General features: G+C 34.6%; 24 protein-coding genes and 1 tRNA gene. 12 read left to right on the top strand and 13 right to left on the bottom strand.

Features of this window, described 5'->3' with window-relative positions; all coding sequences use genetic code 11:
• Window positions 1–16: 16 nt before the first annotated feature.
• From ACQUQZ_RS07405 to ACQUQZ_RS07385, 5 genes are all read right to left on the bottom strand, one after another.
• Window positions 17–2,029 (bottom strand): toprim domain-containing protein, encoded by a 2,013-nt coding sequence (locus tag ACQUQZ_RS07405; protein WP_435354234.1) that lies wholly within the window; start codon window positions 2,027–2,029, stop codon window positions 17–19.
• 133 nt (window positions 2,030–2,162) lie between these two features.
• Window positions 2,163–2,429 (bottom strand): helix-turn-helix domain-containing protein, encoded by a 267-nt coding sequence (locus ACQUQZ_RS07400; RefSeq protein ID WP_435354233.1) that lies wholly within the window; start codon window positions 2,427–2,429, stop codon window positions 2,163–2,165.
• 219 nt (window positions 2,430–2,648) lie between these two features.
• Complete coding sequence (locus ACQUQZ_RS07395) at window positions 2,649–3,458, bottom strand: RteC domain-containing protein (RefSeq protein WP_435354232.1); 810 nt, start codon at window positions 3,456–3,458, stop codon at window positions 2,649–2,651.
• Window positions 3,459–3,721: 263 nt separating this feature from the next.
• Window positions 3,722–4,972: a site-specific integrase gene (locus ACQUQZ_RS07390; protein WP_435354231.1), complete on the bottom strand. Its 1,251-nt coding sequence runs from the start codon at window positions 4,970–4,972 to the stop codon at window positions 3,722–3,724.
• 260 nt (window positions 4,973–5,232) lie between these two features.
• Window positions 5,233–5,306, bottom strand: a tRNA-Asp gene (locus tag ACQUQZ_RS07385).
• A gap of 100 nt (window positions 5,307–5,406) precedes the next feature.
• Between ACQUQZ_RS07385 and ACQUQZ_RS07380 the strand changes: the two genes are divergently transcribed.
• On the top strand, window positions 5,407–5,928 hold the full coding sequence (locus tag ACQUQZ_RS07380; RefSeq protein WP_435354230.1) for a DinB family protein: 522 nt from the start codon (window positions 5,407–5,409) through the stop codon (window positions 5,926–5,928).
• 52 nt (window positions 5,929–5,980) lie between these two features.
• Window positions 5,981–7,282 carry a M20/M25/M40 family metallo-hydrolase gene (locus ACQUQZ_RS07375; RefSeq protein WP_435354229.1) on the top strand — a complete coding sequence of 434 codons (1,302 nt, stop codon included), beginning with the start codon at window positions 5,981–5,983 and terminating at the stop codon, window positions 7,280–7,282.
• Window positions 7,283–7,353: 71 nt separating this feature from the next.
• Here the strand turns inward: ACQUQZ_RS07375 and ACQUQZ_RS07370 are convergent, their stop codons facing one another.
• Entirely contained in the window at window positions 7,354–8,247 is an 894-nt protein-coding gene (locus tag ACQUQZ_RS07370) for a 3-keto-disaccharide hydrolase (RefSeq protein WP_435354228.1), read from the bottom strand.
• A gap of 181 nt (window positions 8,248–8,428) precedes the next feature.
• Here ACQUQZ_RS07370 and ACQUQZ_RS07365 point away from each other — a divergent pair, with 181 nt between their 5' ends.
• From ACQUQZ_RS07365 to ACQUQZ_RS07355, 3 genes are all read left to right on the top strand, one after another.
• Window positions 8,429–9,526, top strand: coding sequence for a Nif3-like dinuclear metal center hexameric protein (locus tag ACQUQZ_RS07365; RefSeq protein ID WP_435354227.1), 1,098 nt, complete (start codon window positions 8,429–8,431; stop codon window positions 9,524–9,526).
• 41 nt (window positions 9,527–9,567) lie between these two features.
• On the top strand, window positions 9,568–10,308 hold the full coding sequence (locus tag ACQUQZ_RS07360; protein WP_435354226.1) for a zinc ribbon domain-containing protein: 741 nt from the start codon (window positions 9,568–9,570) through the stop codon (window positions 10,306–10,308).
• Between the two features lie 154 nt (window positions 10,309–10,462).
• Entirely contained in the window at window positions 10,463–12,007 is a 1,545-nt protein-coding gene (locus tag ACQUQZ_RS07355; protein ID WP_435354225.1) for a tetratricopeptide repeat protein, read from the top strand.
• Between the two features lie 4 nt (window positions 12,008–12,011).
• Here the strand turns inward: ACQUQZ_RS07355 and ACQUQZ_RS07350 are convergent, their stop codons facing one another.
• Window positions 12,012–12,782: a biotin--[acetyl-CoA-carboxylase] ligase gene (locus tag ACQUQZ_RS07350; RefSeq protein WP_435354224.1), complete on the bottom strand. Its 771-nt coding sequence runs from the start codon at window positions 12,780–12,782 to the stop codon at window positions 12,012–12,014.
• Window positions 12,783–12,910: 128 nt separating this feature from the next.
• On the opposite strand from ACQUQZ_RS07350, the gene rsfS reads away from it, so the two are divergent.
• The gene (gene rsfS, locus ACQUQZ_RS07345; RefSeq protein WP_435354223.1) at window positions 12,911–13,318 is read left to right on the top strand and encodes a ribosome silencing factor; all 408 of its coding nucleotides are present in this window, start codon (window positions 12,911–12,913) and stop codon (window positions 13,316–13,318) included.
• Between the two features lie 94 nt (window positions 13,319–13,412).
• Window positions 13,413–15,434 carry an ATP-dependent zinc metalloprotease FtsH gene (ftsH, locus tag ACQUQZ_RS07340; RefSeq protein ID WP_435354222.1) on the top strand — a complete coding sequence of 674 codons (2,022 nt, stop codon included), beginning with the start codon at window positions 13,413–13,415 and terminating at the stop codon, window positions 15,432–15,434.
• Between the two features lie 120 nt (window positions 15,435–15,554).
• Here the strand turns inward: ftsH and ACQUQZ_RS07335 are convergent, their stop codons facing one another.
• The 3 genes from ACQUQZ_RS07335 to ACQUQZ_RS07325 form a co-directional block, all read right to left on the bottom strand.
• The gene (locus ACQUQZ_RS07335; protein WP_435354221.1) at window positions 15,555–15,905 is read right to left on the bottom strand and encodes a hypothetical protein; all 351 of its coding nucleotides are present in this window, start codon (window positions 15,903–15,905) and stop codon (window positions 15,555–15,557) included.
• Window positions 15,906–15,931: 26 nt separating this feature from the next.
• A complete protein-coding gene (locus ACQUQZ_RS07330; protein ID WP_435354220.1) occupies window positions 15,932–16,792 on the bottom strand; it encodes a porin family protein in 861 nt (286 codons plus the stop codon).
• Between the two features lie 169 nt (window positions 16,793–16,961).
• Window positions 16,962–17,384: a hotdog fold thioesterase gene (locus ACQUQZ_RS07325; protein ID WP_435354219.1), complete on the bottom strand. Its 423-nt coding sequence runs from the start codon at window positions 17,382–17,384 to the stop codon at window positions 16,962–16,964.
• 166 nt (window positions 17,385–17,550) lie between these two features.
• Between ACQUQZ_RS07325 and ACQUQZ_RS07320 the strand changes: the two genes are divergently transcribed.
• The 4 genes from ACQUQZ_RS07320 to ACQUQZ_RS07305 all read left to right on the top strand — a co-directional run bounded on the left by ACQUQZ_RS07320 (window position 17,551) and on the right by ACQUQZ_RS07305 (window position 21,989).
• The gene (locus ACQUQZ_RS07320; protein WP_435354218.1) at window positions 17,551–18,186 is read left to right on the top strand and encodes a histidine phosphatase family protein; all 636 of its coding nucleotides are present in this window, start codon (window positions 17,551–17,553) and stop codon (window positions 18,184–18,186) included.
• 236 nt (window positions 18,187–18,422) lie between these two features.
• The gene (locus ACQUQZ_RS07315) at window positions 18,423–19,400 is read left to right on the top strand and encodes a sensor histidine kinase (protein WP_435354217.1); all 978 of its coding nucleotides are present in this window, start codon (window positions 18,423–18,425) and stop codon (window positions 19,398–19,400) included.
• Between the two features lie 48 nt (window positions 19,401–19,448).
• Entirely contained in the window at window positions 19,449–20,189 is a 741-nt protein-coding gene (locus tag ACQUQZ_RS07310) for a LytR/AlgR family response regulator transcription factor (protein WP_435354216.1), read from the top strand.
• Between the two features lie 240 nt (window positions 20,190–20,429).
• Complete coding sequence (locus ACQUQZ_RS07305) at window positions 20,430–21,989, top strand: acyl-CoA carboxylase subunit beta (protein ID WP_435354215.1); 1,560 nt, start codon at window positions 20,430–20,432, stop codon at window positions 21,987–21,989.
• Window positions 21,990–22,116: 127 nt separating this feature from the next.
• Here the strand turns inward: ACQUQZ_RS07305 and ACQUQZ_RS07300 are convergent, their stop codons facing one another.
• From ACQUQZ_RS07300 to dnaA, 3 genes are read right to left on the bottom strand one after another with little or no spacing between them, the layout of a single operon-like run.
• Window positions 22,117–22,470, bottom strand: a complete 354-nt coding sequence (locus ACQUQZ_RS07300) for an MmcQ/YjbR family DNA-binding protein (protein ID WP_435354214.1) — start codon at window positions 22,468–22,470, stop codon at window positions 22,117–22,119.
• Window positions 22,471–22,472: 2 nt separating this feature from the next.
• Window positions 22,473–23,360: a class A beta-lactamase, subclass A2 gene (gene bla, locus ACQUQZ_RS07295; protein ID WP_435354213.1), complete on the bottom strand. Its 888-nt coding sequence runs from the start codon at window positions 23,358–23,360 to the stop codon at window positions 22,473–22,475.
• 27 nt (window positions 23,361–23,387) lie between these two features.
• Window positions 23,388–24,845, bottom strand: coding sequence for a chromosomal replication initiator protein DnaA (gene dnaA, locus ACQUQZ_RS07290; protein WP_435354212.1), 1,458 nt, complete (start codon window positions 24,843–24,845; stop codon window positions 23,388–23,390).
• 207 nt (window positions 24,846–25,052) lie between these two features.
• On the opposite strand from dnaA, the gene ACQUQZ_RS07285 reads away from it, so the two are divergent.
• Window positions 25,053–26,426, top strand: coding sequence for a methylmalonyl-CoA mutase subunit beta (locus ACQUQZ_RS07285; protein WP_435354211.1), 1,374 nt, complete (start codon window positions 25,053–25,055; stop codon window positions 26,424–26,426).
• Window positions 26,427–26,429: the final 3 nt, after the last annotated feature.

Genomic DNA, 26,429 nt, shown 5'->3' with positions numbered 1-26,429 from the left:
TTTTTGAATTGAATTATTAAGATTTACAAAGTTGAAAATCTTTGCCGATTGAAGTGTGTTCGATGATGCTGTGGTCTTGCATAAAACGGATGTAGTTTTTTGCCATTCGGTCGGTTACTCCCATCATTTCTGCTAAGAAATTCATTAATTGGGAGTAGGTTATTTTTTCTTTGTCTTTGAAGAGTTCGGTTGCAACGTTTGTCAAATCATCAATTTTTCTTTGTTGCTTGTGTTCTTTTGGTTTTTCTCCTATGTGAACATGATAGCCTTTTTCTTTGTCCCAAGCAAATTGAATGAGTGGAACATCAAGTGGACTTCCAGAGCGAACTTTTAGAGCTTTAATGCAGCTTATATCAGTATTTTCATCTTTTTCAATGCAGAGAATTCCTGCTGACTTACGTTGTAATTCTGAACCCAGATGTCCACGCAATTTGACTCCACTTGGTACTAGGTGCAATACGCAAGCAATGCAAGTTTGATAGATTCCTGCCATACGGTGTAGTTCTTCGATGAGATTTACGCTTTCTCGTTCGTCATTTAGGCTACTGATTAAATCCCCTATTCCGTCTATGACTACTGCATGAACACCATTAAATTGATGGTGGAATTTATCGACAGATTGCATGATTACATGCATTCGCTCTCGACGACTGAGGTTTATGAGGCAGTAGGCTTTGAACCATTCTGGCGGAGTATCTAATTCGCAACGCTGCAAAATATAGTTGAGGTTGCGGTAGAGCTGGTCTTCTGATTGCTCGGTATCGAAATAAAGCAAAGCTTTACCCGATAGGTTAGGTAAGACTTGCGTTCCTAAGCTATCTACTTTTTGGCCTGTTTGGGCCAAAGCTCCCGCAATCATACCTCCAAGAAAATTAGATTTTCCTGATCCTTCACTGCCTGTTATTCCTAATAGATTTCCTTGACTCCCTATGGTTACACCTGCGATGGTTACTAAGGGTTTGGGTATTTTTGGTGGGCGTTTGAAATCAATTTCACAGGACTTGAGCATTGCGAAAGTCTGGGCATAAAGATTTTCAAGTAGGTGATTGAATTGTATTTTCAATTCGTCAGCGGTATGGCCAAGTCGGAAAAAGTCGGATATGTCTTTTTCGTTTTTTTTACCAGAAAGAGGTAGGAGCATTACCTTGATGTCAAAATCTTTGAGTTTTTGTTGGTGGTGGGTTACCGCATTGAGGCCTGCCTTATCAACATCATATAATAGGACAATATGTCGAAAGCGATAAGATAATTTACGAATCACGTCTGGAGGAATTGCTGCGTTTTCAGAGTTGAAACAAATGGAGAAAAAGCCATGTGCAAATAAACTCAGTACATCTTTTTCACCACCCGTGATAAATAAGACATCGCCACGTGGAGGCAGGTGATCGAGTCCGAAAACGTAGTTATCCGACTTTTCACCGAGAAAGAGGAAACGCAATTCAGAATTCGGACGATATACTTTTATAAAGTGTTTGTTTTTGTAGCCAAAAACAGGTTCTGTTTCATGGTTTTCAATGGTGTAGTAATTGCCATTTTTATTTTTGGCTTGAAAGTGTTGAATACTTACGACTTTGAATGCTTCTAAAGTTATTCGTTTGATACCAAATTGTTTCCAGAATACTAATTCAGTTTCTGAAAATTCTTTGAAAGTAATGTTTTCAATGCTATTTGAGGGTGTGTCTATTATTTCGTTGGTTTTAGCCAATTGTTTGAATTTCATCGGTGAATCGGATAATTGTAGTTCTTGTTCTATGATTTTTAGAACCTCTCTAAAATCTTCTTTATTTGTAGTATTTAGGTCTTTGATTGCTGCCACAAAAGAGAAGCAATCTCCATTGAAGCGATTGTCTCCAAAGTCTTTAATTTTATAAATTTTAGCATTTTTATCGAAATAGATATTGCAGGATGCTTTGGTATCATTATAAAAAGGGTTTAGGAAGTTTTTTCCTACTTTGAATGTAATCGGTAGGAAATGCTTGAACACAGCAAATCCACCTTGGGTTATGCCCAAAATTTCTTCTTTATTCATAAAAATATTGTAAAAAAAACTAGGAGGTATCCCCTACCTAAATTTATAAATAGGGGAATTTTTAGGAGGCTATTATCTTTATATAGAGAATTACTTGTTGGGTTACTTGTAATGAATTTTTAAAAATTTAGTTTTATTTAACCTTACCTTTCTCAATCATTTTTCGGATATCTTCAGAATCGTAAAAGATTTTTCCTCCGAGTTTTGTATAAGGTAATTGCCCTGAAACTCTTAGGTGTTGGAGCGTACCTGGAGATATGTTGAGCATTTTGCGTACTTCAAAAGATTGAAGATACGTAGAGTTTGTTGTTGGGTTTTCTTTGATTGCCTTTTTTAGTTCAGCAAATAAGTCACTTTTAAATTGTTGGAGGTCGTCTTTCGTCAGGATTTCTACTGCCATATTTAATTTGTTGTTGGGGTGAATAAATATTTAATTTAAGCTGTTAATACTTAAACAAAATTCGGCAGTAGAAAATAGAATAGTTCAGTATTTATCAATACACAAAAAAACATTTTTTTTACACAAAACTATTCGTGAATCATTAAGATTTTAATTTTTTAAATTTAAACAGCGATTGGTTAACACAAAACACCGTATTTAGACGTAATGTAGGAAAATTTAGTTTCCTAACTCATCATCAATTTTTTCGAGTAGTTTTTCTTTGAGGTGGTCAATGTAACGGGTAGGGTTTTTACGATTTTTAATTTCAGCGTATATGCGATAGATATTTCCTAAGTCTTCATTGAACATTTCTGAGAAGATTTCTGCTAATTCTGATATTTCAATTTTCCCTCTATTGATACTATTTGCAGTATAAATAGCGTAGATTAATTCAACCAAATCTACCTTTTTGTCTGACCATTTGTACTGACTTATCGACTGATTATTGATTTTCTTTGATAGCTTGCAGATTTCTTCTTGTAGTTTCTTCATAAGCATATCATAGGCCGAGATTTGAGCTGTTAAATAATCGTGAGTAGTATTGAATGACTTATCCAATGTTATATATAAGGGTTCAACATAAGAAATAAAATTATTGTTATTTCGGATAAAGAATTGTTCATCAAAATGGGTTTGATTAGCATTAAGATAAGTTTGAAACTCTATGTTCTCCTTTAAGAAACGTTTTAGCTTCTTAAATTCCTTTTCATAATATTTTACGGATGTTTTATTATTGAAAGTAATTTTTCGTATTTGAATATTATGCCACTTTGTATAAAAGATAAGTTTAGCGAGGAATTTAGGTTTGATAAATTTGAAGAAGTAAATTTCTTCTTCTTTCGTTTTGAAGGGGTTTTCTTCGATATGCTTTTTTAATATACAAAGATATTCTTCACAAATACTAATTGCTTTGAGAGCCTTATCAATTTGGTTGTTTTCGTCAATAATATTTAATTTTTCTTCAAACGAGAGATAAAGGTTATTCATACTGTAAAATTTTTAATAAACCTCTACAATAGGTAGCTTCTATCGAGAATTGGTTTCATGTGTGAAAACTTCGTATTTATATGGATTTACTAGTAAAACAAGTAGTAAAAGCTCATTGAAGATAAAAATACAATATTGATCAATAATTGCAAAAAAAGTTGTCTGAAATTTATAGGCTGTTTATTCTATTATTGTATGATTTAGTGGTGTTTGGGTTAGATTGATTTTAAGTGTTAAAATACAATTGACTGATATGAATAAAATTAACTAACATTAATTAGTTTCAATTCTTCAGATTTATTCAGCTTTTCACGTAAAGCTTTCATATCGTTACTAACTTTCTTTTTCACCACTTTTGCATAGATTTGAGTAGTTTTGAGGCTTTTATGACCGAGTAAAGCACTGACAGTTTCCATAGGGACATCATTGGCCAATGTTACAGTGGTTGCAAATGTGTGTCTTGCGATATGAGTTGTTAGATTCATTTTAATTCCACAAATATCCGCTAGCTCTTTCAGGTAAGCGTTGTATTTCTGATTACTATTTACGGGTAATAATTTGTTATGTATTTTGCAGTATGGGTGCTCTTTATATTTTTCAATAATTTCTAATGGTATTGGTAAAAGCATAACACTTTCCATTACCTTGGTTTTCTGACGATTGATTGATAACCACTTTTCTCCGTCCAATCCAATTTGAACAATATCGTTTGTAAAACTTGCAACATCACTATATGCAAATCCAGTATAGCAGCAAAATAAAAATACATCTCGAACTTCATCCAAACGTTTTATAAAAATTTGTTTTTCATAAAGTGTTTGCAGGTTCTCTTGCGATAAAACTTGTATATCTGGATGCTTGTAGGAGCATTTAAAATTGTCAAAAGGATTCGTTGATAACCATTCCATCGAAACAGCTAAACGCAAAATTTTTTTAATATTTTTAATATGCTTCATAGCAGAATTATTCTGCATCTTTTTATGAACCACAAGAAAATGTTCAAAATTTGTAATAAATGAGTATTTTAAATCAGCCAAAGGTAAATCTGACAATTTGTATTGAAAAGATAAAAACTCCGAGACTCTTAGTCGAGTAGTCAAATACTTTTCAAAAGTTTTTAAGGAGAATTGACCTATGTCTGCTTTTTCTTTAAATTTTAGATTGTGGAAATCAATAATTTGAAGTAATGTATTTTTCTCTTCTTTCACGCCTATATAGGCATTACGGAGCATTTCTGGCAAAACTCTATGATGTTGCGTAACTAATATATTGTAGTGCTTTTGAAGCTCACCTTTGACTAGGTTGATATAATTGTTGAGTGTTCGAGCTTCTTCATTAGTGCCTTTGACAATTCCGGCTTTGGAAATCCACTTTTCAGGCTCTATTTTTTTGCCGAGAGAAAATTGAGTTCGGCTACCATCAATAGTTAGGCGAACATAGATGGGAGCTTTCCCATTGTGGATTTTTGGTGTGTTTAACCAAAACAAAATACATAGGTTTTGACTTGCTTTCATATTTGATGTAGTTTAAAGTGACCGTTAAGGATCTAAATTCGTTGAATTTGAATAGTTTTGCCTTGTTTTAAATCACATATAACAAATTGATTATCAATTAGTTATATGTAAATCGGTCTCCAAAAATACAAATAGAAAAAGGATACCGAATAGGATACCTTTTTTCTGAAAGCGTTTGATATGAATTGATTAAAAATACATAAAAAAAACGCTTAATCATGTAGATTAAGCGTTTTTGATGTTGTTTTTGCTTTTACTTGCGGTCTGGACGGGACTCGAACCCGCGACCCCCTGCGTGACAGGCAGGTATTCTAACCAGCTGAACTACCAAACCATTATCGTTTTGAAACGTTGAAAATATTTCTCTGTTTGTTTAACGTGGTGCAAAGGTACAACTATTATATTTGTGTGTCAAGTACTAAACCAAAAATAATATGAAAATTTCTCGACCAAGCGAAAACGAATACAATACAAATTCACCTCAATACCGTTATATTCAGGCAGTTACGGGTGAAGATGCCTTCAAAATTTTACGTGAAAATTTTTTAATTGTGGAAAACTTTTTCAAAAATTTACCTATTGAAAAGCTGCATTTCCGCTATGCTGAAGGAAAATGGACACCAATTGAGGTACTCGGACACATCATTGATACCGAAAGAATTTTGGCATATCGTGCTCTGTGCATCGCTCGTGGCGAAAAACAATCTTTGCCAGGATTTGAAGAAGAAGACTATGTGAAAGCAACTAATTTTGAAAAACAATCGCTCAGAAATCTTTTATTACATTATAAAGCAGTCAGAAAAGCCAATCTTTTACTTTTTAAAACCCTTTCTACAAAAGAATGGAAACGAATTGGCAAAGCAAATAATATTAACTATTCGGCACGAGCATTGGCTTGGCTCATCGCAGGGCATGAAATACATCATTTAAATATCTTGAAAGAACGCTATCTTTGACACTAATAAATTTTTGATAACTCCCTTTACTTCTCAAATCAAACTGAATATGATGAAAATAAAACTAACCCTCATTTCATTCTTAATTCTACATTCTTCATTCTTCATTCATTCAGAAGCTCAATCTCTAAGCACTGTTGAGAAAAAGATAATTGAACATGTAAAAACCAATATGCCTCAAACAGAAAAGCTTTTGATTGATGCGGTCAACATTAATAGTGGGACACTCAACCATGAAGGTGTTCGCCAAGTTGGACAACTTTTTAGAAAAGAATTTGATGTAATGGGTTTTACAACAGAGTGGGTTAACTTACCAGATTCACTCAATCGTGCAGGGCATTTAGTGGCCTATCGAAAAGGGAATAAAGGCAAAAAACTTTTTCTGATTGGTCATTTAGATACAGTTTTCGAGAAATCAATGACGCCCAATCCTTTTACACGTCTGAATGATTCAACTGCAACTGGTCAAGGTGTAAACGATATGAAAGGCGGAGATGTCATGGTCATTGCGGCTCTCAAAGCTCTTCATGCCCAAGGTTTGCTTGAAGATACTTCTATTACCATATATTTTACGGGTGATGAAGAAAGTGCAGGAAAACCAACGAGTATTAGTCGAAAAGATTTTATCGAACGAGCCAAACAATGTGATATAGCTTTAGCTTATGAAACTGCCGTAAGTTTTGATATTGCTGCTACGGCTCGTCGTGGAGCAAGTGGCTGGGAATTGATTACCCATGGAAAAACTGGTCATTCCTCAGGCGTTTTTAATAAAAATATGGGTTATGGAGCCATCTATGAAGCAGCCCGAATCTTAGATGAATTTCGTGAATCATTGAGCCAAGAAAAGTTTTTAACGTTTAACCCTGGTGTAATTGTCGGAGGAACTGAAGTAAATTATGACCCTGCTCAAGCGAAAGGTACTTCTGTTGGAAAAACAAATATTGTAGCTCAAAAAGTTGTCGTAACTGGCGACTTACGATTTATTAGTGAGGCTCAAAAAGAAGCAGCAAGAACAAAAATGCGTGAAATTGTTAGTAAAAACCTCAATGCGACAACGGCTGAAATAAAATTTTCGGACGGAATACCTGCCATGGAACCTACCGAAGCAAATAATAATCTTTTAACTATACTCGACAAAACAAGTCAAGATATGGGTTTAGGGCCTGTAAAAGCTGGCGACCCAGGTTCTCGTGGAGCAGGCGATATTTCATATATTGCTCAATACGTAGCATGTCTTGATGGCTTAGGTGCTTCGGGAAGAGGTGCTCATGCTCCAGGTGAAACCATCAATTTAAAAGAATATCCTGCTTTAACTCAAAGAACGGCCTTATTGATTTATCGATTGACAAGGTAAAGACTAACAGTCTTCAGTCCACAGTTGAAAGTTTTTTATAAAACTATCGACCGTGGACTGTTGTCTATCGACTATTTTTTGTTGTATTTACATAGCGAATTATCAGGCTCTAAATAATACGATTTAAAGTTCAATGCCTTTTTATCCATACATCCTTTCAAATTTAATAATTCGATATTTTTGAAATCAATGGCATGGCTTTCAGCTTGTAATGCTATGTAACCTTCGCCAAGTAAAGTCCCATCTTTTTTTGCCCATTCTTCGCCATTTTTCACTTTATCAGCAGCAAAGTCATAAGGCTTTCCTAAGAAACCTCCGCCAATTTTAGGATTCTGATAGGTCAAAACAGTATCACCTTCTATCAAATGATAAACTACTTTACTCCCTAAAACAATGGCTTCTGCTTTTACCCATTGGTCTCCATCATAAGTTTTTGATTTAGAATCTATGCAATGAGCTGTTTGTAATGTGCCATTCATATCCACAATTGTTCCTGGCGTACATAAATTTCCTGTGGCACGTGGCCCATTTCCAAGTCCCCCGAGTAATTGCATTTCAAGCGAAACTGGAAAGTCTTGGTCTTTTCCGTTACTCGCCGCCGACTGCGAATGAAGCATGATTCCACTATTACGTACATTCCAAGTTGCCCCACCTGGTACTTGGTTTCCTTGAAAACGGTATTCAAAACGTACTCTATAATGCGAAAATGGTGTTTTATAATAAATATGTCCATATTTTGCGTCAAAATTTTGATATTCCTTATAATTCACTCGCATCATGTTATCTTCGACTAAAAAAGTATTCTTATAATTATCGTTCATTTCATGTCCTGAAATCTTCAAATCCCAGCCTGTCAAATCTTTTCCGTTGAAAAGCGATTGCCACTCTTCTTTATCTGCTTTCTTTTGAGCAAAAATATTTGAACAACAAGCAATTAGAAGTAAAGCATAAATAAGTTTTTTCATGATTGTAAAAATAATTTTATAAAAATTTAAGGTTGAATATAAATGAATGATTATTGCAGAGCTAAACATTTACCGTAATTTTACGACTATCAAACTTATGAAAAATCTATCAAGACAATGTTATTTTGATAGATTTTTTCTAAGAAAAAAATCTGTTTTGAAAATACACTAAGGAAATACCATGACAATAAAAGAAATTAGCAATTATCTCGAAGAATTCGCACCTTTGGCTTACCAAGAAAATTATGATAATGCAGGATTGATTGTTGGCAACGCAAGCACCGAAATCACAGGTATTTTAGTGACCCTCGATTCTACTGAAGAGGTGATTGATGAAGCCATTGCCCAAGGTTGCAATTTAGTTGTTGCTCATCACCCCATTGTTTTTAAAGGCTTGAAGAAATTGACAGGCAAAAACTATGTGGAGCGAACCATTATTAAAGCAATAAAAAATGATATTGCTATTTATGCCACCCATACCAATCTTGATAGTGTTATTGGTGGCGTAAACTTTAAAATTGCACAATTACTTGATTTACAGCAAGTTAAGATCCTTTCTCCTAAAAGTCAGACCTTGATGAAATTGATAGTTTTTGTGCCTATTGATAATACACAAATGGTCGTAGATGCTCTTCATGAAGCTGGTGCAGGAATGATTGGCAATTACACTCATGTAAGTTTTCGTGGAGAAGGCACTGGAAGTTTTCGACCAAATGAACTTGCAAATCCAACCATTGGTACAGCAAATGTACAAGAAGAAGTACACGAAAATCGCGTGGAAGTGATTTTTCCTGCCTATCTCAAGAATTTAGTTTTGGCGGCAATGTATCGTACGCATATCTATGAAGAAGTAGCACATGACATTGTTTTATTAGAAAATCAAAACCAAGAAGTTGGCTCTGGAGCAATCGGTGAACTGGCAGAAGCGATGGACGAAAAAGAGTTTTTGCAATATTTGAAACAAAAAATGAATGTTTCAGTTATTCGTCATACAAATTTATTGGGAAAACCAATCAAAAAAATAGCCGTTTGTGGCGGAGCTGGGGGTTTCCTGCTCAATGATGCACTTGCACAGAATGCCGACATCTTTATTACCTCCGATTATAAATATCACGAGTTTTTTGATGCCGATAAACGCATTATTATTGCCGATATTGGTCATTATGAATCAGAACAATTCACAAAAGAATTATTGAAAGATTATATTTGCAAAAAAATGCTTAACTTTGCAGTCCATTTGTCGGTAACACCCACAAATCCAATAAATTATTATTATTAAAACGGAGATTTTAAGAATAAATCAAGACGATATTAGATATTATGGAATTAACGGTTGCACAAAAATTAGAAACACTGCTTAAACTTCAATCAATTGATTCTCAATTAGACGAGTTAAGAAAACTACGTGGTGATTTACCTGACGAAGTTCGTGATTTAGAAGATGAAGTCATCGGTTTTGAAACTCGTATTGGTAAATTCAAAAAAGAAATTGATACCTTAGATTCTGAGGTGAATGCCTATCGAGCAAATAAAAAAGATGCCGAAAAGCTTATTCAGAAGTACAAAGATCAGCAGATGAATGTTCGCAATAACCGTGAATATGATGCTATTTCTAAAGAATTAGAATTACAAGAGCTTGAAATTCAGTTGGCCGACAAGCGTATCAAAGAAACTGAATTTAAAATAAAAAATAAAAACACAGAAATTTCGGACGTAGAAACTGCGATGGCTAATCGTAAGAAAGACCTCGAAACCAAACGCAAAGAATTGGATGTGTTGGTTGCTGAAAGTCAAGAAGACGAAAAGAAACTTTCTGTTGGACGTGACAAAGCTGCTGCTAATGTTGAAGAGCGTTTGGTAAATGCTTATAACCGTATTCGTAATAATGCAGAAAATGGTTTGGCAATCGTTATGGTCAAGCGTGGTGCTTGCGGTGGTTGTTTCAATATCGTTCCGCCACAACGTCAAGCTGACATTAAAGACAAGAAAAAAATCATCGTTTGCGAGCACTGCGGACGTATCTTGGCTGATGTAGATGCCATCGAAATTTCAAGAAAATAATTGTTTGACTGATAGTCATTAGACAATCGTTCACAGTCATATTCCTATCAAAATAGCTAAATTTTCAGCATTTGTTTGAAAATTTAGCTATTTTTGTTTTCTCACAATCTTTCTCTCAGCGGTCTTCGTAAGTAAAACAATAATTAAATTATCAATGGCTGAATCAACAAAGCAAAAAATTGAGAAAAAAGTGTTTAAAAACATCCATGCTTCTATAATTGTAAAAAGAACTTTAATAATCTTTGTTACTTTTTGTTTATTTTTTACAGCACAAAATTCAGTAGCAAAAGATTTTGATTTTACACCTAATCTTCAAAAAGCATATTCTGAGATTTTCAAATTAAAAATTCAGTCTGGTAAAGATTTGCTTTTGAAAGAAAATCCTACGAATCCATTTAAAATCTACTTAGAAAATTATGTAGATTTAGTAGAGTTAATCAATGCCGAAAATGAAGAGGCTTATGAAAGAATACTTCGCAAAGAAGATGAACGGCTTGAATTGATTGAGAATTTGGACCTAAAATCTCCATATAATCGCTTTTTACGAGCAGAAATAAAACTGCATTGGGCTTTATTAAAAATTAGATTTGGACATGAAGTAAAGGCTGGCTGGAATGTCATTCAAGCCTATCGATTATTGGAAGAAAATCAGCGAATGTTTCCAAATTTTGAGCCAAACCAAAAATCTTTGGGTTGTTTGCATGTATTGTTTGGGTCGGTGCCTGAAAATCAAAAATGGATAACCAAGTTTTTAGGACTTCGAGGCAATATTCAGCAAGGAATGAATGAATTAAGGCTCGCTTCAAAAGATAAAATTTGGGGACTTGAATCAAAACTTTGCACGATTTTCATCCAAGCCTATGTACTAAAATTTGATGATAAACAAAACTCTGATTTATTACAATTAATTGATAATCAACCAGATAACTTAAACTTTTTTTTACTTGCAACAGCCGTTGCTCTCAAAGAAAACCATACAGAACAGGCGATTGAATTATTAAAAAAACATCCAACAGATCCAACCTACATTTACTTTCCAATTTTTGAATTGTATAAAGCCGAAACGCTGTTATTTAAAGGCCATTATTCGCAAGCTATTAATTCATACATGGCTTATCTAAAAAACTTTAAAGGCAAAGGCTTTTTAAAAGATACCTATTATAAATTGTTTGTTTGTTACTGGCTTTCGGGAGATGAGAAAAAAGGGAGATTCTACCTTACTAAAATTCCAACAAATGGTAACGCTATAGCCGAATCAGACAAAGCTGCCCAAAAATTTTATGAAAACTACATAAAAACTAGTATTTTACCCAATAAAACACTCTTGAAACTCCGTCTTGCGTTTGATGGTGGTTATTTTGAACAAGCAGCCGATGAAGTAGAAAACCTTTCGGAGAAAAACTTTAGCAATACAAAAGACCATTCTGAATTTGCCTATCGGGCAGGGCGTATTTATCAAAAACTCAATCAATTTGATAAAGCTATCGTCTTTTTTGAACAATCTATCAAGCTGTCGGATGGGCAAGAATGGCATTTTGGAGCAAGTTCTTCTCTGCAATTAGGGTATATTTTTCAAGCAAAAAGTCAAAAAAATAAAGCCAGAACATATTTTGAGAAAGCAATTTCATATAAACGCCATGAATATAAAACTTCCATAGATAATAAGGCACGTGCTGCTTTGACGGAAATGGGGTATTAAAAATTTAAATTTCAAACGAAATCTCTTTAAAATCAAAATATTCCACTTCGCCGTTTACTTCCAACATTAAATGACCCGTCGGTGCAATATCAATAATTTTACCTAAAAACCTTGTGTCATTTTTACTAAAATAATGGTATTCTTGGTAACGATACAAAATTTCGAGATAAGCTTCTTTTTGTCTTAATGAATGCCCATTTTTAAGCTGCAAATAATATTTTTCAAGGCTTTCACACAATTCACCAATCAATTTTTCAATATCAAACTCGTCCAAACTTTGTGTTGCCAAACGAAGAGAAACAGCACGAGTATTCGTTTCTGAGAAACTTAATTGATTAATATTCAACCCAATGCCAATGACCGAATATGCAATACGACTTCCTGAAAGTGTATTTTCGATTAAGACACCACCCATTTTTCGGTCACTGACATATACATCGTTTGGCCATTTTACGGTCAATTTGTCTGCTACATATTGATTGAGGAAAGAATAGATTCCGAGAGATACAGCAATATTGAGTTTGAATTGTTCATTAGCATTCAAAAAATCAGGTTTTACGATAAGCGAAAAAGTAATATTCTGTCCAGGAAGTGCTTCCCAAGAGTTTCCACGTTGCCCACGCCCAGCTGTTTGATCGGAAGTTATGACAATAGTGCCATCAAAAACTTGTTTATTTTGAATTATTTCAGCAGCAATATCGTTAGTTGAATGACAACTTGGCAGATAAATTGTTTTTTTACCGAGAAATAAGGTTTTGGGTTGAAAATTGTGCAACTTTATAGTAATTTAGCGTTTTATAAAACGTATTATAAAAATATTTTTAGTGATGTTCGTATATACATCTATTTATAGATTCAAAATTTAAGCGAACCGCTCACAAAATTAACCGAAGATAAGATTGAATGAAAGAAATTAAAGAACTTTCTGGTGATGAGTTATGTCGCTTAGTAGTACACGGGATGTTGGAAAAAAAAGCGGCAAATATTGTAGTAATGGATTTGAGAAAAGTTAAAAACTCCATAACCGATTTTTTTGTCATTTGCTCCGGAAACACCGATACGCAAATTGATGCAATAGCTACTTCTGTGGACGATGAAGTATTCAAGGCCACAAAAATGAACCCTTGGCACCAAGAGGGTAAACAAAACAAAGAATGGATTTTGTTAGACTACATTGATGTTGTAGTGCATGTGTTCAGAAAAGACCGTCGAAAATTCTACGATTTGGAATCTTTATGGGGTGACGCCGAACTCACTCAGATTGAAGAAAGCATGGAACCAGAGCCTGAAAAACAAATGATGTTCAATTAATGTTTTAAACTAAACCTTTACAAGGTTCACTAAAAACGTTGTAAAGGTTATTTTATACAAATAAAATTACATTAAATTTTGAAAAACTAAAAAAATGTCTGAGAACAACAATAATGAGTTTCCGAAAAGAAAACCATCCAACAGTAGTGGTGGTTTGCAGGGTTGGATAGTAGCGGCAATTATCATGGGTATCATCGGATTTTTGCTTTTTTCGAGACAAGCCACACTTGCAACAATCAAGTACAAGCAACTCGAACAAATGATTTTGCAAAAAGACGTTGAGAAAGTGGCAGTAGTTGAAGGTAATCGTAGTGTTGAGGTTACCCTTACCCGTGATGCCCTCCAGAAACCTGAATACAAAGCAGAATTGGGCAATAATCGTTATAATGCTGGTGGTCCGCACTTGAAAATTGATGTGGTTTCGGTTGAATCTTTTATGAACGAGTATCGTGAGTTTTTGAAAAGTCCACAAATTGAAGAAAATTATCGCCAAACACTTTATCCAGAAAGCGTCGAACGTCAAGACATGATGAATATGGTTTGGCAATTGCTACCGTTTATCGTTGTACTTGGCTTAATGTACTTCTTAATGAGTCGTATGGCGGGCGGTGGCGGCCCAGGAGGTCAGATTTTCAATATTGGTAAATCAAGAGCTGCCTTATTTGATGCCGATAGCAAGGTTAAAATCACTTTCAATGACGTTGCTGGTTTGGAAGAAGCCAAAGAAGAACTTCAAGAAATTGTTGATTTCTTGAAAACTCCAAAAAAATACACCGAATTAGGTGGTAAGATCCCCAAAGGGGCTTTGCTTGTAGGCCCTCCAGGAACTGGTAAAACATTATTGGCAAAAGCAGTGGCGGGTGAAGCAAGCGTGCCGTTTTTCTCACTTTCAGGTTCTGATTTCGTAGAAATGTTTGTAGGTGTGGGTGCTGCTCGTGTGCGTGATTTATTCAAACAAGCCAAAGAAAAAGCTCCTTGTATCATATTTATTGATGAGATTGATGCTGTTGGTCGTTCACGTGGGCGTGGCTCAATGCCAGGTGCGAATGATGAACGTGAAAATACACTTAACTCTCTCTTGGTTGAAATGGATGGTTTTGGTTCTGATGCTGGAATTATCATTTTAGCCGCAACTAACCGTCCTGACGTTTTAGACTCCGCTTTGATGCGTCCAGGTCGTTTTGATCGCCAAATCAGCGTTGATACACCTGATTTAGTAGGTCGTGAAGCTATTTTCAAGGTTCATATGAAGCCTTTGAAACTTTCTGATAGCATTGATGTGAAAAAATTGGCTGCTCAAACGCCAGGTTTTGCAGGTGCTGAAATCGCCAATGTTTGTAATGAAGCTGCTCTTTTGGCTGCTCGTCGTGGCAAACCATCAATCGAAATGAAAGATTTTCATGATGCAATTGACCGTGAAATTGGAGGATTAGAAAAGAAAAACAAATTGATTTCACCAGAAGAGAAAGAAATTGTTGCTTACCACGAAGCAGGTCATGCTGTTGCTGGTTGGTTCTTAGAACATGCCAATCCTTTGGTAAAAGTGAGTATCGTTCCTCGTGGAATTGCTGCTTTGGGTTATGCTCAATACTTGCCAAAAGAACAATATTTATATCGTACTGAGCAACTTTTTGATGAAATGTGTATGACGCTCGGTGGACGTGCGGCTGAAGATGTAGTTTTTGGAAAAATTTCAACGGGTGCATTGAGTGATTTAGAACGTATTACTAAGAGTGCCTATGGAATGATTAGTATTTACGGTATGAATGATAAAATTGGTAATGTTTCATTCTACGACTCAAAAGGTCAAGGAGAGATGTCATTTACGAAACCTTATTCAGAAGATACTGCAAAAACCATTGACGAAGAGGTAAAAAAATTGATTGACACTGCCTATGTTCGTACAAGAGAATTATTGATTAATAAAAGAGAGGAATTAGAGAAAATTGCTCAAGAATTACTCAAAAAAGAAATTCTTTATCAATCTGATTTGGTAGAATTAATTGGTAAGCGTCCTTTTGAGAAGTTGACAAATTATCAAGAGTTTATGGATAAAATTGATACTCCAACTGAGGAAAATGTACCAATTGTTAATTCAGATTCTGCTCAACAATAATTTTTGAGAATAAATACAAAAAAACAAGGTCATCTATCAATTGATGACCTTGTTTTTTTTGTATAATTTGAGATATTACTTTGGAGAATCGCATCTTAATAATGGATAACTCTTACTTAACTATTCTACAAAATGCCAACAAACGCCAGCTATATCAATGATATTTACTTCTTTTCCATAAGGCTGCTGGGTAGGTTTACTTATATGAATACCAAACTTCTCTGGTAATTTTCTTTCTATTATATCCATCCAATACTCTTCTGCATTACTTATTTTTACGCTTAGCATAAAATTTTGTGCAAATTCAATATTATCAAAATTTTGTAGAATAAACTTACATCCATCTTTTTCAAACCCGACATAATCACCTGAATCCCAGTTGATTATAAAGCCTAATTCTTGAAAAAGTTCTTTAGATTTTTCAAAATTATTGCCTGAAGGAACAAAAGGTTCGAGTGATAGAAATTGCATAATGTGTAATTTTCTTCAAAAATAAATTAACGAATAAAACCTAAAGTAATTTGAAACAAACTCGGTAACATTTGAAATTTTGAAGGGTTACTTGAAGGGCCTAATTCATAATCAACGGTATTAGAAAGTCCTCTTTCATAGCGTCCTTCGATAAAAATATGATTAAATTCAAAGCCAATTCCAGCATTGATCCCAAAAGCAGGTTTAGTAAATAAATCCTTCTTGAAATCGTTGGCGGTATATATTTGTAAAGTTTCTTCCAATTCTTTATTGAAATTTAAAGGGAAACTCATCAAAGGTCCAGCAAAAACCCTTCCTTGACGAAAACGAATTCCGAAAAGCATAGGAACATCAACCGTATTATAAGAGGCATTTACACGTTTAAATAACTTCCCATCCGATTGTAAAATATCAAATTTCCCTCCTTTCTGAGTATAAATAGCTTCGGGCTGAAAATAAAATGTCCCACGAGTGATGCGGACAAATACACCACCTAAGTATCCAAGTACCACTTGGGTATTATTTAAAAAATTATCTTTCGTAAATGGTGTTTGAGGCAGGCCAGATGATGTTACCCTGACAACATTATTGACATCTTTTAAATTGAAACTGCCAAAATTTACCCCTCCACGAAAACCTGATTGAAATCTCATATCATCTCTTTTATATTCAGAAGCATAACTTGATGTAGTATCTTTTGTCACTACCTTCTTATTCTTTTTACGATTTTTATCACTTTTTTCATCTTCAAAAACAAATTGTTGGAGCTTTACCGAGTCTTGCTTGATTTGAATAGAATCATTTTTAGTCTTTTCATTATTTTGCTTTTTTTGTGCAAAAAGTGTAGTAGAAATGAGGCTCAATAGCAATAATAGTATTTTTTTCATCTTAAAATTTGATGTTTAATATCAAAGAAATGTCGTTTTCTTTCATAATTTTTAGGCACTTTTACAAAAACTACCTTCAAATAACTTACAAAAATCAAGCCATTTAATAGGTATTGATTATTGAAAAACTGATAATGCAATAGTAAAGTAATAACTAATCAACCAATAACTATTTTACTGCAATGATAGCCACAGTAAAACGTACTACACAAACTAACTTTCCTTCTTCTGAAGTAATTTTTATATCCCATACATGCGTAGTTCGACCTAAATGCAGGGGTGTAGCTTTGGCATAAACCCAACCGCTACTCACCCCACGAATATGGTTAGCATTTATTTCAAGTCCTACAGCTCTTTGCGTAGTTGGGTCGGTTAATGTTAGAAAAGAAGCAACACTTCCTAAACTTTCAGCCAAAACGACAGATGCTCCACCATGTAAAATTCCGAAAGGTTGGTGAGTACGATGGTCAACTGGCATTCGAGCAGTAACAAAATCTTCGCCTATCTCTAAAAACTCGATACCTAAATGGTCAACCATATTTTTATTTCCAGTTGAGCTTATATTCGTAAAATTTAAATTTTTATTAAACATTTTATTTGTGTTAAGTTTTTTTTTGAATTATTGATAAAATATTAATTCTATGAAAAATCACTTAAATGATTTAATCAGAAGTTTTTGTAATTTTGCACCTTCATTGAGTTTGAGACCTTAAAACTAAGGTTTGTTTTAGAGACTTTCAATTTTAAATACTGATATTTTGCTTACCAAAACAATTTACTTAATCCGACACGGTGAAACGGAGTTTAATCGCATGGGTGTCGTTCAAGGCAGTGGTATTGATTCTGACCTTAATGAGACAGGTATCTCGCAAGCTCGTGCCTTTTTTGAGGCTTACCAACATATTCCTTTCGATAAGATTTATACTTCAAAACTCCGTCGTACAGTTCAATCAGTTCAAGATTTTATCAACCTTTCTATTCCATACGAACAACACGAAGGCTTGAATGAAATAAGTTGGGGTGAGAAAGAAGGAAAAGCTCCGAATTATCTCGAAGATGAGTTCTATTTGGAAGTAATAGCTAATTGGGGAAAAGGCAAAACCGATATTCCAGCAGCTCCTTTGGGTGAAAGTCCAGATGACGTAGTGGCTCGTCAAAAACCTGTAGTAGATATTATTTTATCACGCCCCGAAGAAAAAACGATTTTAGTGGCCATGCACGGGCGTGCTATCAGAATCATTTTAACACATTTACTGAATAGACCATTAGCCGAAATGGATGCTTTTGAGCATACCAATCTTTGCCTGTATAAACTTGTATACTCTTACGAAGAAAAGACTTTTCATCTTGAAAAAGCCAATGATACTGCTCATTTGCTGCAACTTTCAGTCTAAGAATACTTCCGTTTATAGAATCATATTTCCATTGATGTATAAAAGACTCCTATCTGGGAAAGTTTTTTATATTTTTATGTTACAACAAAACGTAATACCTTTCGTATGGCACGTATGAAATTTGAAGAGTGATGGAAAAGAATAAATTATATTGGATTTTTCAGGTTGTCGGCTGGACATTATACTTTTGCAACGAGATATTTGCTTACTCATTGCAATTTGGGTATGAAAGCCAAATGATTCTCCAGGCCTTAGCAAATATCTTATTGGCAATTTTATTGACTCATTCTTTCAGATTTATAGTAAAAAAATATAATTGGATTGTACTTCCGCTTCATCAACTCGCCCTTAGAGTATTGCTTGGTGTTTTTGTGATGACCGATCTTTTGGTTGCTCTTAATCTTCCTTTAGATGCAAAATATACAGGGCAACTGCTAAGTGAGAAGCCCATTTTAGCTACTGAATATTTCATTAATTTAGCAAAACCATTATTGGTTTGGGTGCTTATTTATCTTTTTTATCATTATTCAGAAGAAAAAAGACAAAAAGAGATAGAAGGGTTAAAACTAAAATCTTCCATAAAAGAAACTGAAGCCAAAGTTTTGAAGGCCCAAATGAATCCTCACTTTATGTTCAATGCCTTAAATAGTATCAGGGCATTAGTTCTTGAAGACCCATCTAAAGCTCAACAAGGGATTACTCAATTATCCAATATTCTTCGTAGTTCACTCATTGCCGACCGTCGAACGACCATTTCTTTGAAAGAAGAATTGCGAACCATTGAAGATTATCTTGCCCTTGAAAAAGTACGTTATGAAGAACGTCTTCAAACAAAATGGGACATTGATGCCAATACATTGGGCATTCAAGTGCCGCCAATGATGTTACAGACTTTGGTCGAAAATGCTATTAAACATGGCGTACAAAAAGCCATTGGCTGGGGATTTATTGAAATCAACACAAGTTTAGCGAATGATAAGTTGTACATTAAAATCCGTAATACAGGGCAACTTTATAGCACCGAATCTGATTCTGAGTCAGGTGGTTTTGGGTTAAAAAATACGACACAACGCTTAGATATTTTATTTGGTAATGAAGCAAGTTTCAAGATTTATCAAGAAGATGATTTGACTGTTTGTGCGGAAATTACAATTCCAGAAAAAAATACAGATTACAAAAATATTATTACTGCCAACACTGAGTTGAAAGTATAATTTTTTGAATTGAAGGTTAATTAATTCACCAATATACTGATTAAAATAATGAAAGCATTAATCATTGATGACGAAAGATTGGCACGTAATGAATTGCGTCGTTTATTAGAAAATTTCCCTAAAATTGAAGTCATAGGCGAAGCCGCCAACGCAGATGAAGCATTAAATTTGATTGATGAACTTTCACCTGATTTGCTTTTTTTAGACATTCAAATGCCAGGAAAAAATGGTTTTCAGTTACTTGAAGCCATCGAAGGAAAAGTTCCAGAGGTGATTTTCACTACAGCTTATGATGAATATGCACTCAAGGCCTTTGAATTCAATGCTCTTGATTATTTGATGAAACCTGTTGATATGCAACGCTTGGCCGAAGCCATTCAGCGTGTTGAAGAGGAACAATTGCATGAGGTCGAGCGTAAAGAAGGAATCAAGCTATTGGGAGAGACCGACCAAGTTTTTGTGAAAGATGGCGAAAAATGCTGGTTTGTTAAACTTGGAAAAGTACGTTTATTTGAATCAATGGGAAATTATGTGCGTTTGCATTTTGATGACCAAAAACCAATGATTTTAAAATCCTTAAATAGCCTCGAAGAACGTCTCGATCCAAAAATATATTTTAGAGCGAATCGTAAACATATCATCAATTTAGCTTGGATTGATAAGATTGAACCTTGGTTTTCTGGTGGACTTTTGGTAACCCTAAAAACGCCCGAAAGAAGTTCGGCAATTGAAAAAATTGAAATCTCTCGCCGACAAGCAATTAAATTCAAGGATTTGATGAGCCTTTAATTTAATGAATAATGCAAAATGACTAATGTTTAATGTACCAATAGCAGCCATTACGTTCAAAAGAAAAATAAATATAATTTACTGACAATCAGCATTTTATATTCTGTATTCTTCATTCTGCATTCTACATTTGCAGAAATCTATTTCTTTTTAGCAAGAAAAAAGCAAAATGACGAGCCACAACTCGTCATTTTGTTTTAGTTTTTCTTAGATTTGTTCAAATAACTGGATAATAATAAAATGCTATCAAAATCGACTTCTGACAAACTACAAATTCTTGATCTTAAAAATGCTGAAGCTTTGCAAGGCGGTGGTGAAAAACGTATTGAAGCTCAACATAAAAAAGGCAAACTTACTGCCCGTGAACGTATCGAATTGCTTCTCGATGAAGGCTCTTTTGAAGAAATTGGTAAGTTTGTAATGCACCGAAGCAAAGATTTTGGACTTGATAAAGAATATTACTTAGGTGATGGTGTGGTTACAGGATATGGAACAATAGCAGGAAGGTTAGTTTATGTTTTTGCACAAGACTTCACTGTTTTTGGTGGTTCCTTGTCTGAAACTTATGCCGAAAAAATCTGCAAAATCATGGATATGGCTATGAAAAACGGAGCAGCTGTCATTGGATTAAATGATTCAGGTGGGGCAAGAATTCAAGAAGGAGTTAATTCATTGGCAGGTTATGCCGATATTTTTTATAGAAATACTTTAGCTTCAGGTGTAATTCCTCAACTTTCAGCTATTATGGGACCATGTGCTGGTGGTGCTGTTTACTCCCCTGCCCTCACCGATTATGTTTTCATGGTTGAAAACACTTCTTATATGTTCGTTACAGGGCCCAATGTTGTTAAAACCGTTACACATGAAGATGTGACTTCCGAAGAATTAGGAGGAGCAATGACCCATGCCACCAAATCTGGCGTCACGCAATTTGTGTCACCAAATGAAGTACAGTGTATTAACGATATCAAAAAACTATTCAGCTATATACCATCAAACTGCGAAGAACAAGCTCCTTTTGTTCATTATGAGTCGAATGGCAATGAAAAACGACCTGAATTACTTAAAATAATGCCTGAAAATCCCAATCAGCCTTACGATATGCGAGAGGTGATTGAGCAATTAGTAGATGAGGATAGTTTCTTTGAAGTTCATAAATATTTTGCCGAAAATATCGTGGTAGGCTTTGCCCGCATCGGTGGACGAAGCATTGGTATTTTGGGAAATCAACCAGCGGTTTTGGCAGGTGTCTTAGACATCAATGCAAGTTTGAAAGGTGCAAGATTTGTCCGTTTTTGTGATTGTTTCAATATTCCTTTATTAGTTTTAGAAGATGTACCAGGTTTTTTGCCCGGCACCGACCAAGAATGGCACGGCATCATCTCACATGGTGCAAAGCTATTGTATGCTATCTGCGAAGCCACTGTGCCACGTATCACGGTTATAACTCGCAAAGCTTATGGTGGAGCCTATTGTGTGATGAATTCAAAGCACATTGGTGCTGATATGAACTATGCGTGGACGAGTGCCGAAATTGCAGTAATGGGGGCAGCAGGAGCGGCAGAAATTATTTTTAGAAAAGAAATTATGGAAGCTGAAGACCCAAAAGCCGAATTACAAAATAAAGTGGATGAATACACTGAGAAATTTGCTAACCCTTACAAAGCTGCTCATAGAGGCTACATTGACGAGGTGATTAATCCAGAAGATACGCGTGAAAAACTATTGAAAGCCTTTAAAATGCTTGAGAATAAAGTGGCAACTTTGCCTCGAAAAAAACATGGGAATATTCCGTTGTAGAAATTAGTAGTGAGATACTGGATAAGAGATTCGAGAAAATTGTTTTTTCTCGAATCTTAAATCTTATATTCCGAATCATTCTATCTCATATCTCGTATCTCATATCTCGTATCTTGAATCTCGTATCTCATATCTCGAATCCATCATTTAGATATTTGGCTGAAAGTTTTTTAGGAGCTACTTCACAATAAGCAGCGATGAGAGCATCTCTGAGAAATTCTTCATCCAAACTTTCCAAGTTAAAGTTTGTCCAACCTTGTTTGCCCCATTTGTTTGGTACGGGATATACAATAGTTTTATCACCATAAAGTGAAAAAACGTATTGGTCATTTTCTGACAATTTCAATGTGGCACGTTTGTATTTTTCGTTAAGTGTAGCAAATATCTTGTTATTGATACGAAAAGAAGCTTTTTCAAAATGTGGCAATTCCTCTACTTCATCCAACGAAAGAGCCATTTCTCTTACTTTTTGAGATGTCATGATTATTTCTTTAATAGGAAGTAATCGTAAGTTACTTTTCCAATTTCGGCAATCATACGATCATTAGTTGCCTCTTTTTCCATTGAATTTGTAACAAAAATTGCAATGGCAAATTGTTTTCCATTAGGCAAAGTTATAATACCAATGTCATTTGTAGCTCCCGTCAGTCCTTCTTTGTTTGTACCTGACCAGCCAGTTTTATGAGCAAGAATGGCATTTTTAGGTAATAAAGCCTTTATTTTCGTCGAGCCTGTGGTGGTTTCTACCATCGTTTTCCAAAGAAAATCTTGACTTGCTTTAGATAAAATATGGTTTTTGTGAAATTTTTCAAGCAATTTCGCCGCAGCTAAAGGTGTACTAAAATTAGTATATTGCACATTCCAATCAGCTTGCATTGTTTCTTCATTTGTCAAAATCGCCACATCTTTGATGCCCAAAGAATGAATATAGTCATTTACTTTTTTAGGCCCCCCCACCAATTTAAACAAAATATCACACCCATTATTATCACTTTGTGAAACTGTAAAACTAAGCAATTCGCTCAAAGGTAAATTGACATCACCGTTGGGGTATTTATCATGAAGCGGACTCCACCAATTAGGTTTTAATTCAGATTTTTTCACAAATATCTTCTGATTTAAAGAAAACTTCCCTTTATCAACTTGGTTCAAAACCGCCAATGCCAAATGGTATTTAAAAACACTTTGCATTGGAAAATGTCCATTTCCATGAATGGTTAATGAATCTTTTCCATTAAAGTCTAATATCGCCACACCAACTTTGGCTTTTTTGTCTCTCGTAATTTGCTCGATTTGGGTTTTTAATTGATCAATTTGAGCGTAAGATTGCAAGTGAATTGTTAAAATCAAAAGAAATATAATACGTTTCATGGGTATTTTCTATATCAAAATTTAAAATTACTTTCTAAACATTTTCAAAAGTTTGGTAACTGCACTACTGATTTCTTTGTCCGTATCCATCAAATCATTGACCGTTTGAATAGCATGAATGACTGTACTATGGTCACGTCCACCAAAATGATAACCAATTGATTTTAACGAAAGATTCGTTAATTCTTTGGCTAAATACATAGCTACCTGACGAGGCAATACTATCTCACGTAAGCGGCTTTTCCCTTTCAAGTCTGGCGTTCTAACCTTATAATGTTCAGTTATTGCCTCAATAATGGTATCAACAGTTACTTCTCGCTCAGAATCTTTGACCAAATGACGAAGTGTAATTTTGGCTAAATCCAAATCAATTTCACGACGAGTGAGCGAAGCTTGTGCTAAAAGTGAAATCATTACGCCTTCCAACTCACGCACATTTGTATCAACACTATGTGCTAAATATTCAATTACTTCATAATCAATCGAAATGCCTTCTGCTTGCACTTTTTTCTGAATAATGGCAATACGGGTTTCAAAATCTGGGGTTTGTAAATCGGCCGTCAAGCCCCATTTGAAACGTGAAAGTAAACGATCTTCTACACCTTCCAACTCACGTGGTGGTCGGTCGGAAGTCATGACAATCTGCTTGCCCGATTGATGCAAGTGATTAAAAATATGAAAAAATGTTTCTTGGGTTTTCTCTTTTCCTGCCAAAAACTGTACATCATCAATAATCAAAATATCAATTTGCATATAAAAACTCATGAAATCTTGCAAACTATTATTTCTAATGGCATTAATATATTGACTTGTAAACTTTTCAGAAGACACATATAATACAAACTTTCCATTGGCTTTATTTTTCATAAAATTACCAATAGCTTGTACTAAATGCGTTTTTCCAAGTCCAACACTTCCATAAATCATCAGTGGATTGAAAGAAGTAACACCAGGTTTTGAGGCAACCGCATAGCCAGCAGCTCTTGCCAAACGATTACAATCGCCTTCAATATAATTATCAAATGTATAATTGGGGTTGAGGTAGGAATCAAGGCTCAACGAATCCAAATCTTTCATTTGAAAAGGGTTCTTTACGACATCAGCATTAGGATTATCAGGTTTGGCATATTGCGGATTATTGACTGGCGGCATATTGACCGCAATCTGTGGTTCGTTTCTTTGGCGATTTCCGCTATCAATGACAATCGAATATTCTAACATGCCATCTCTGCCAATGGCATAATCTAAGGATTTGCGTAATAAATGCACATAATTTTCTTCAAGCCATTCATAAAAGAATTGGCTTGGTACTTGGATAGTCAGTTTCTTTCCTTCCAACTTAGCAGGCACAATAGGCTCGAACCAAGTTTTATAACTTTGTTCAGAGATACTCTCCCGAATCATTTTAAGGCAGTTCTGCCACACGATATCTACCTCACGTTGCACGTTTATAGTTGGAGTTTTGGGGGTTTCTAAAACAGTCATTAATAATAGTCAGATTCAAAAGGGTTGCAAAGATAACAAAAATTTTGACCCAACCGTAAAGTGAATTTTGAGATTTTTAATGGATTTTCAAAGTAATTCTCAAACAATATTTTTCCAAATTAAATTTGTCTAATAAAAGTACAAATGTTAATTTTACATTTACTGATTAATTAATAATATCATCTTTGAAAAATACAATTTCATAATATGAATCAAAATTTATTCCTCGAATTTCCAACAATCACAAAAGAAGCTTGGTTCGCCCAAGCAATGAAAGATTTGAAAGGAAAAAATTTCAACGAAACTCTCGTTTGGCAATCTTTAGAAGGTTTTGATATTTTTCCTTACTATGCCGAGGAGGATTTAAAAAATATACCTATACAAGCGATTCAAGAAGCTCAGAAAAACAAAAATTCAACAAGCTGGCAGAATCGGTTGTTAATAACATACGCTAGTCCAAAAGAAACTAATTCTTTGATTATCAACTATTTAAAAAAAGGAATAGATGCCATAATTATTGATTTCGGAACTTCAGATATTTCAGAACAAGACTTAGTGAAACTTTTATACAACATTAAGTTGAGTGAAACACCTATCTACTTTAAAACGACTTACCAAGAGACTTTATTAACAAATCTTAAAAAATTCATTCATTATCAACCCAAAGGTGGCCTTACTACCGATAGATTGACCGAATATTTTTCATCGGAATCAAAATTAATAGAAGAGAGTACTTGGGAAAGTACAAAAAATATTATCAATCAAACCCATGATTATCCAGCATTCCGAACCATTACCATAGATTCTCATAGCTTTCACAACGCAGGTGCAAATGCTGTACAAGAATTGGCTTTCACGCTCGCTTCGGCAGTTTCTTATTTAGATAAACTTACCAATTTGGGCTTATCCATTGATCAAATTATTTCAAAACTTGAATTTTCTGTTTCTATTGGCACCAATTACTTTGTTGAAATAGCCAAACTTCGTGCGTTAAGGTATTTATGGTCAAAAATTGGCGAATCATATAATAGTGCTCTCTTTGCTTCAAATTGTATGATTCACTGTCAAACTTCCAGTTTTTATGATTCAACACTTAGTCCTTATACGAATATGTTGAGAGCTACAACCGAAGCTATGTCAGCAACAATGGGAGGTTGTGATTCTTTGACGACTCTACCTTATGACTCAGTTTTAGAAACAGGTCAAAAGTCAGATTTTGGAGAAAGAATTGCCAAAAATGTCTCTATTTTAATGAAAGAAGAGGCTCATCTGGACAAAACCAAAGACCCAGCAGCAGGTTCATACTATATTGAAAATCTCACCTATCAACTGGCTACTTCTGCTTGGGATTTATTTTTAAAAGTGGAAACAATGGGAGGGATTATAGAGGCTTATGCACAGGGTTTCATCCAAACAGAAATAGAGAAATCTTATCAAGCAAAGTTAAAATCACTTCAAAATGGCAAAATAATGGTTGGGGTAAATAAGTTTAAAGTAGAAAACATTGAAAAAACTCACAAAGAAATCGTTTTCAATAGAAGTATCTTACAAAATAGAAGGATTTCGGAAGTTTTTGAATAATAT

Source organism: Emticicia sp. SJ17W-69, from assembly GCF_051209875.1.
Classification (GTDB): Bacteria; Bacteroidota; Bacteroidia; order Cytophagales; family Spirosomataceae; genus Emticicia.
This window is presented reverse-complemented; position numbering and strand designations above follow the sequence as displayed.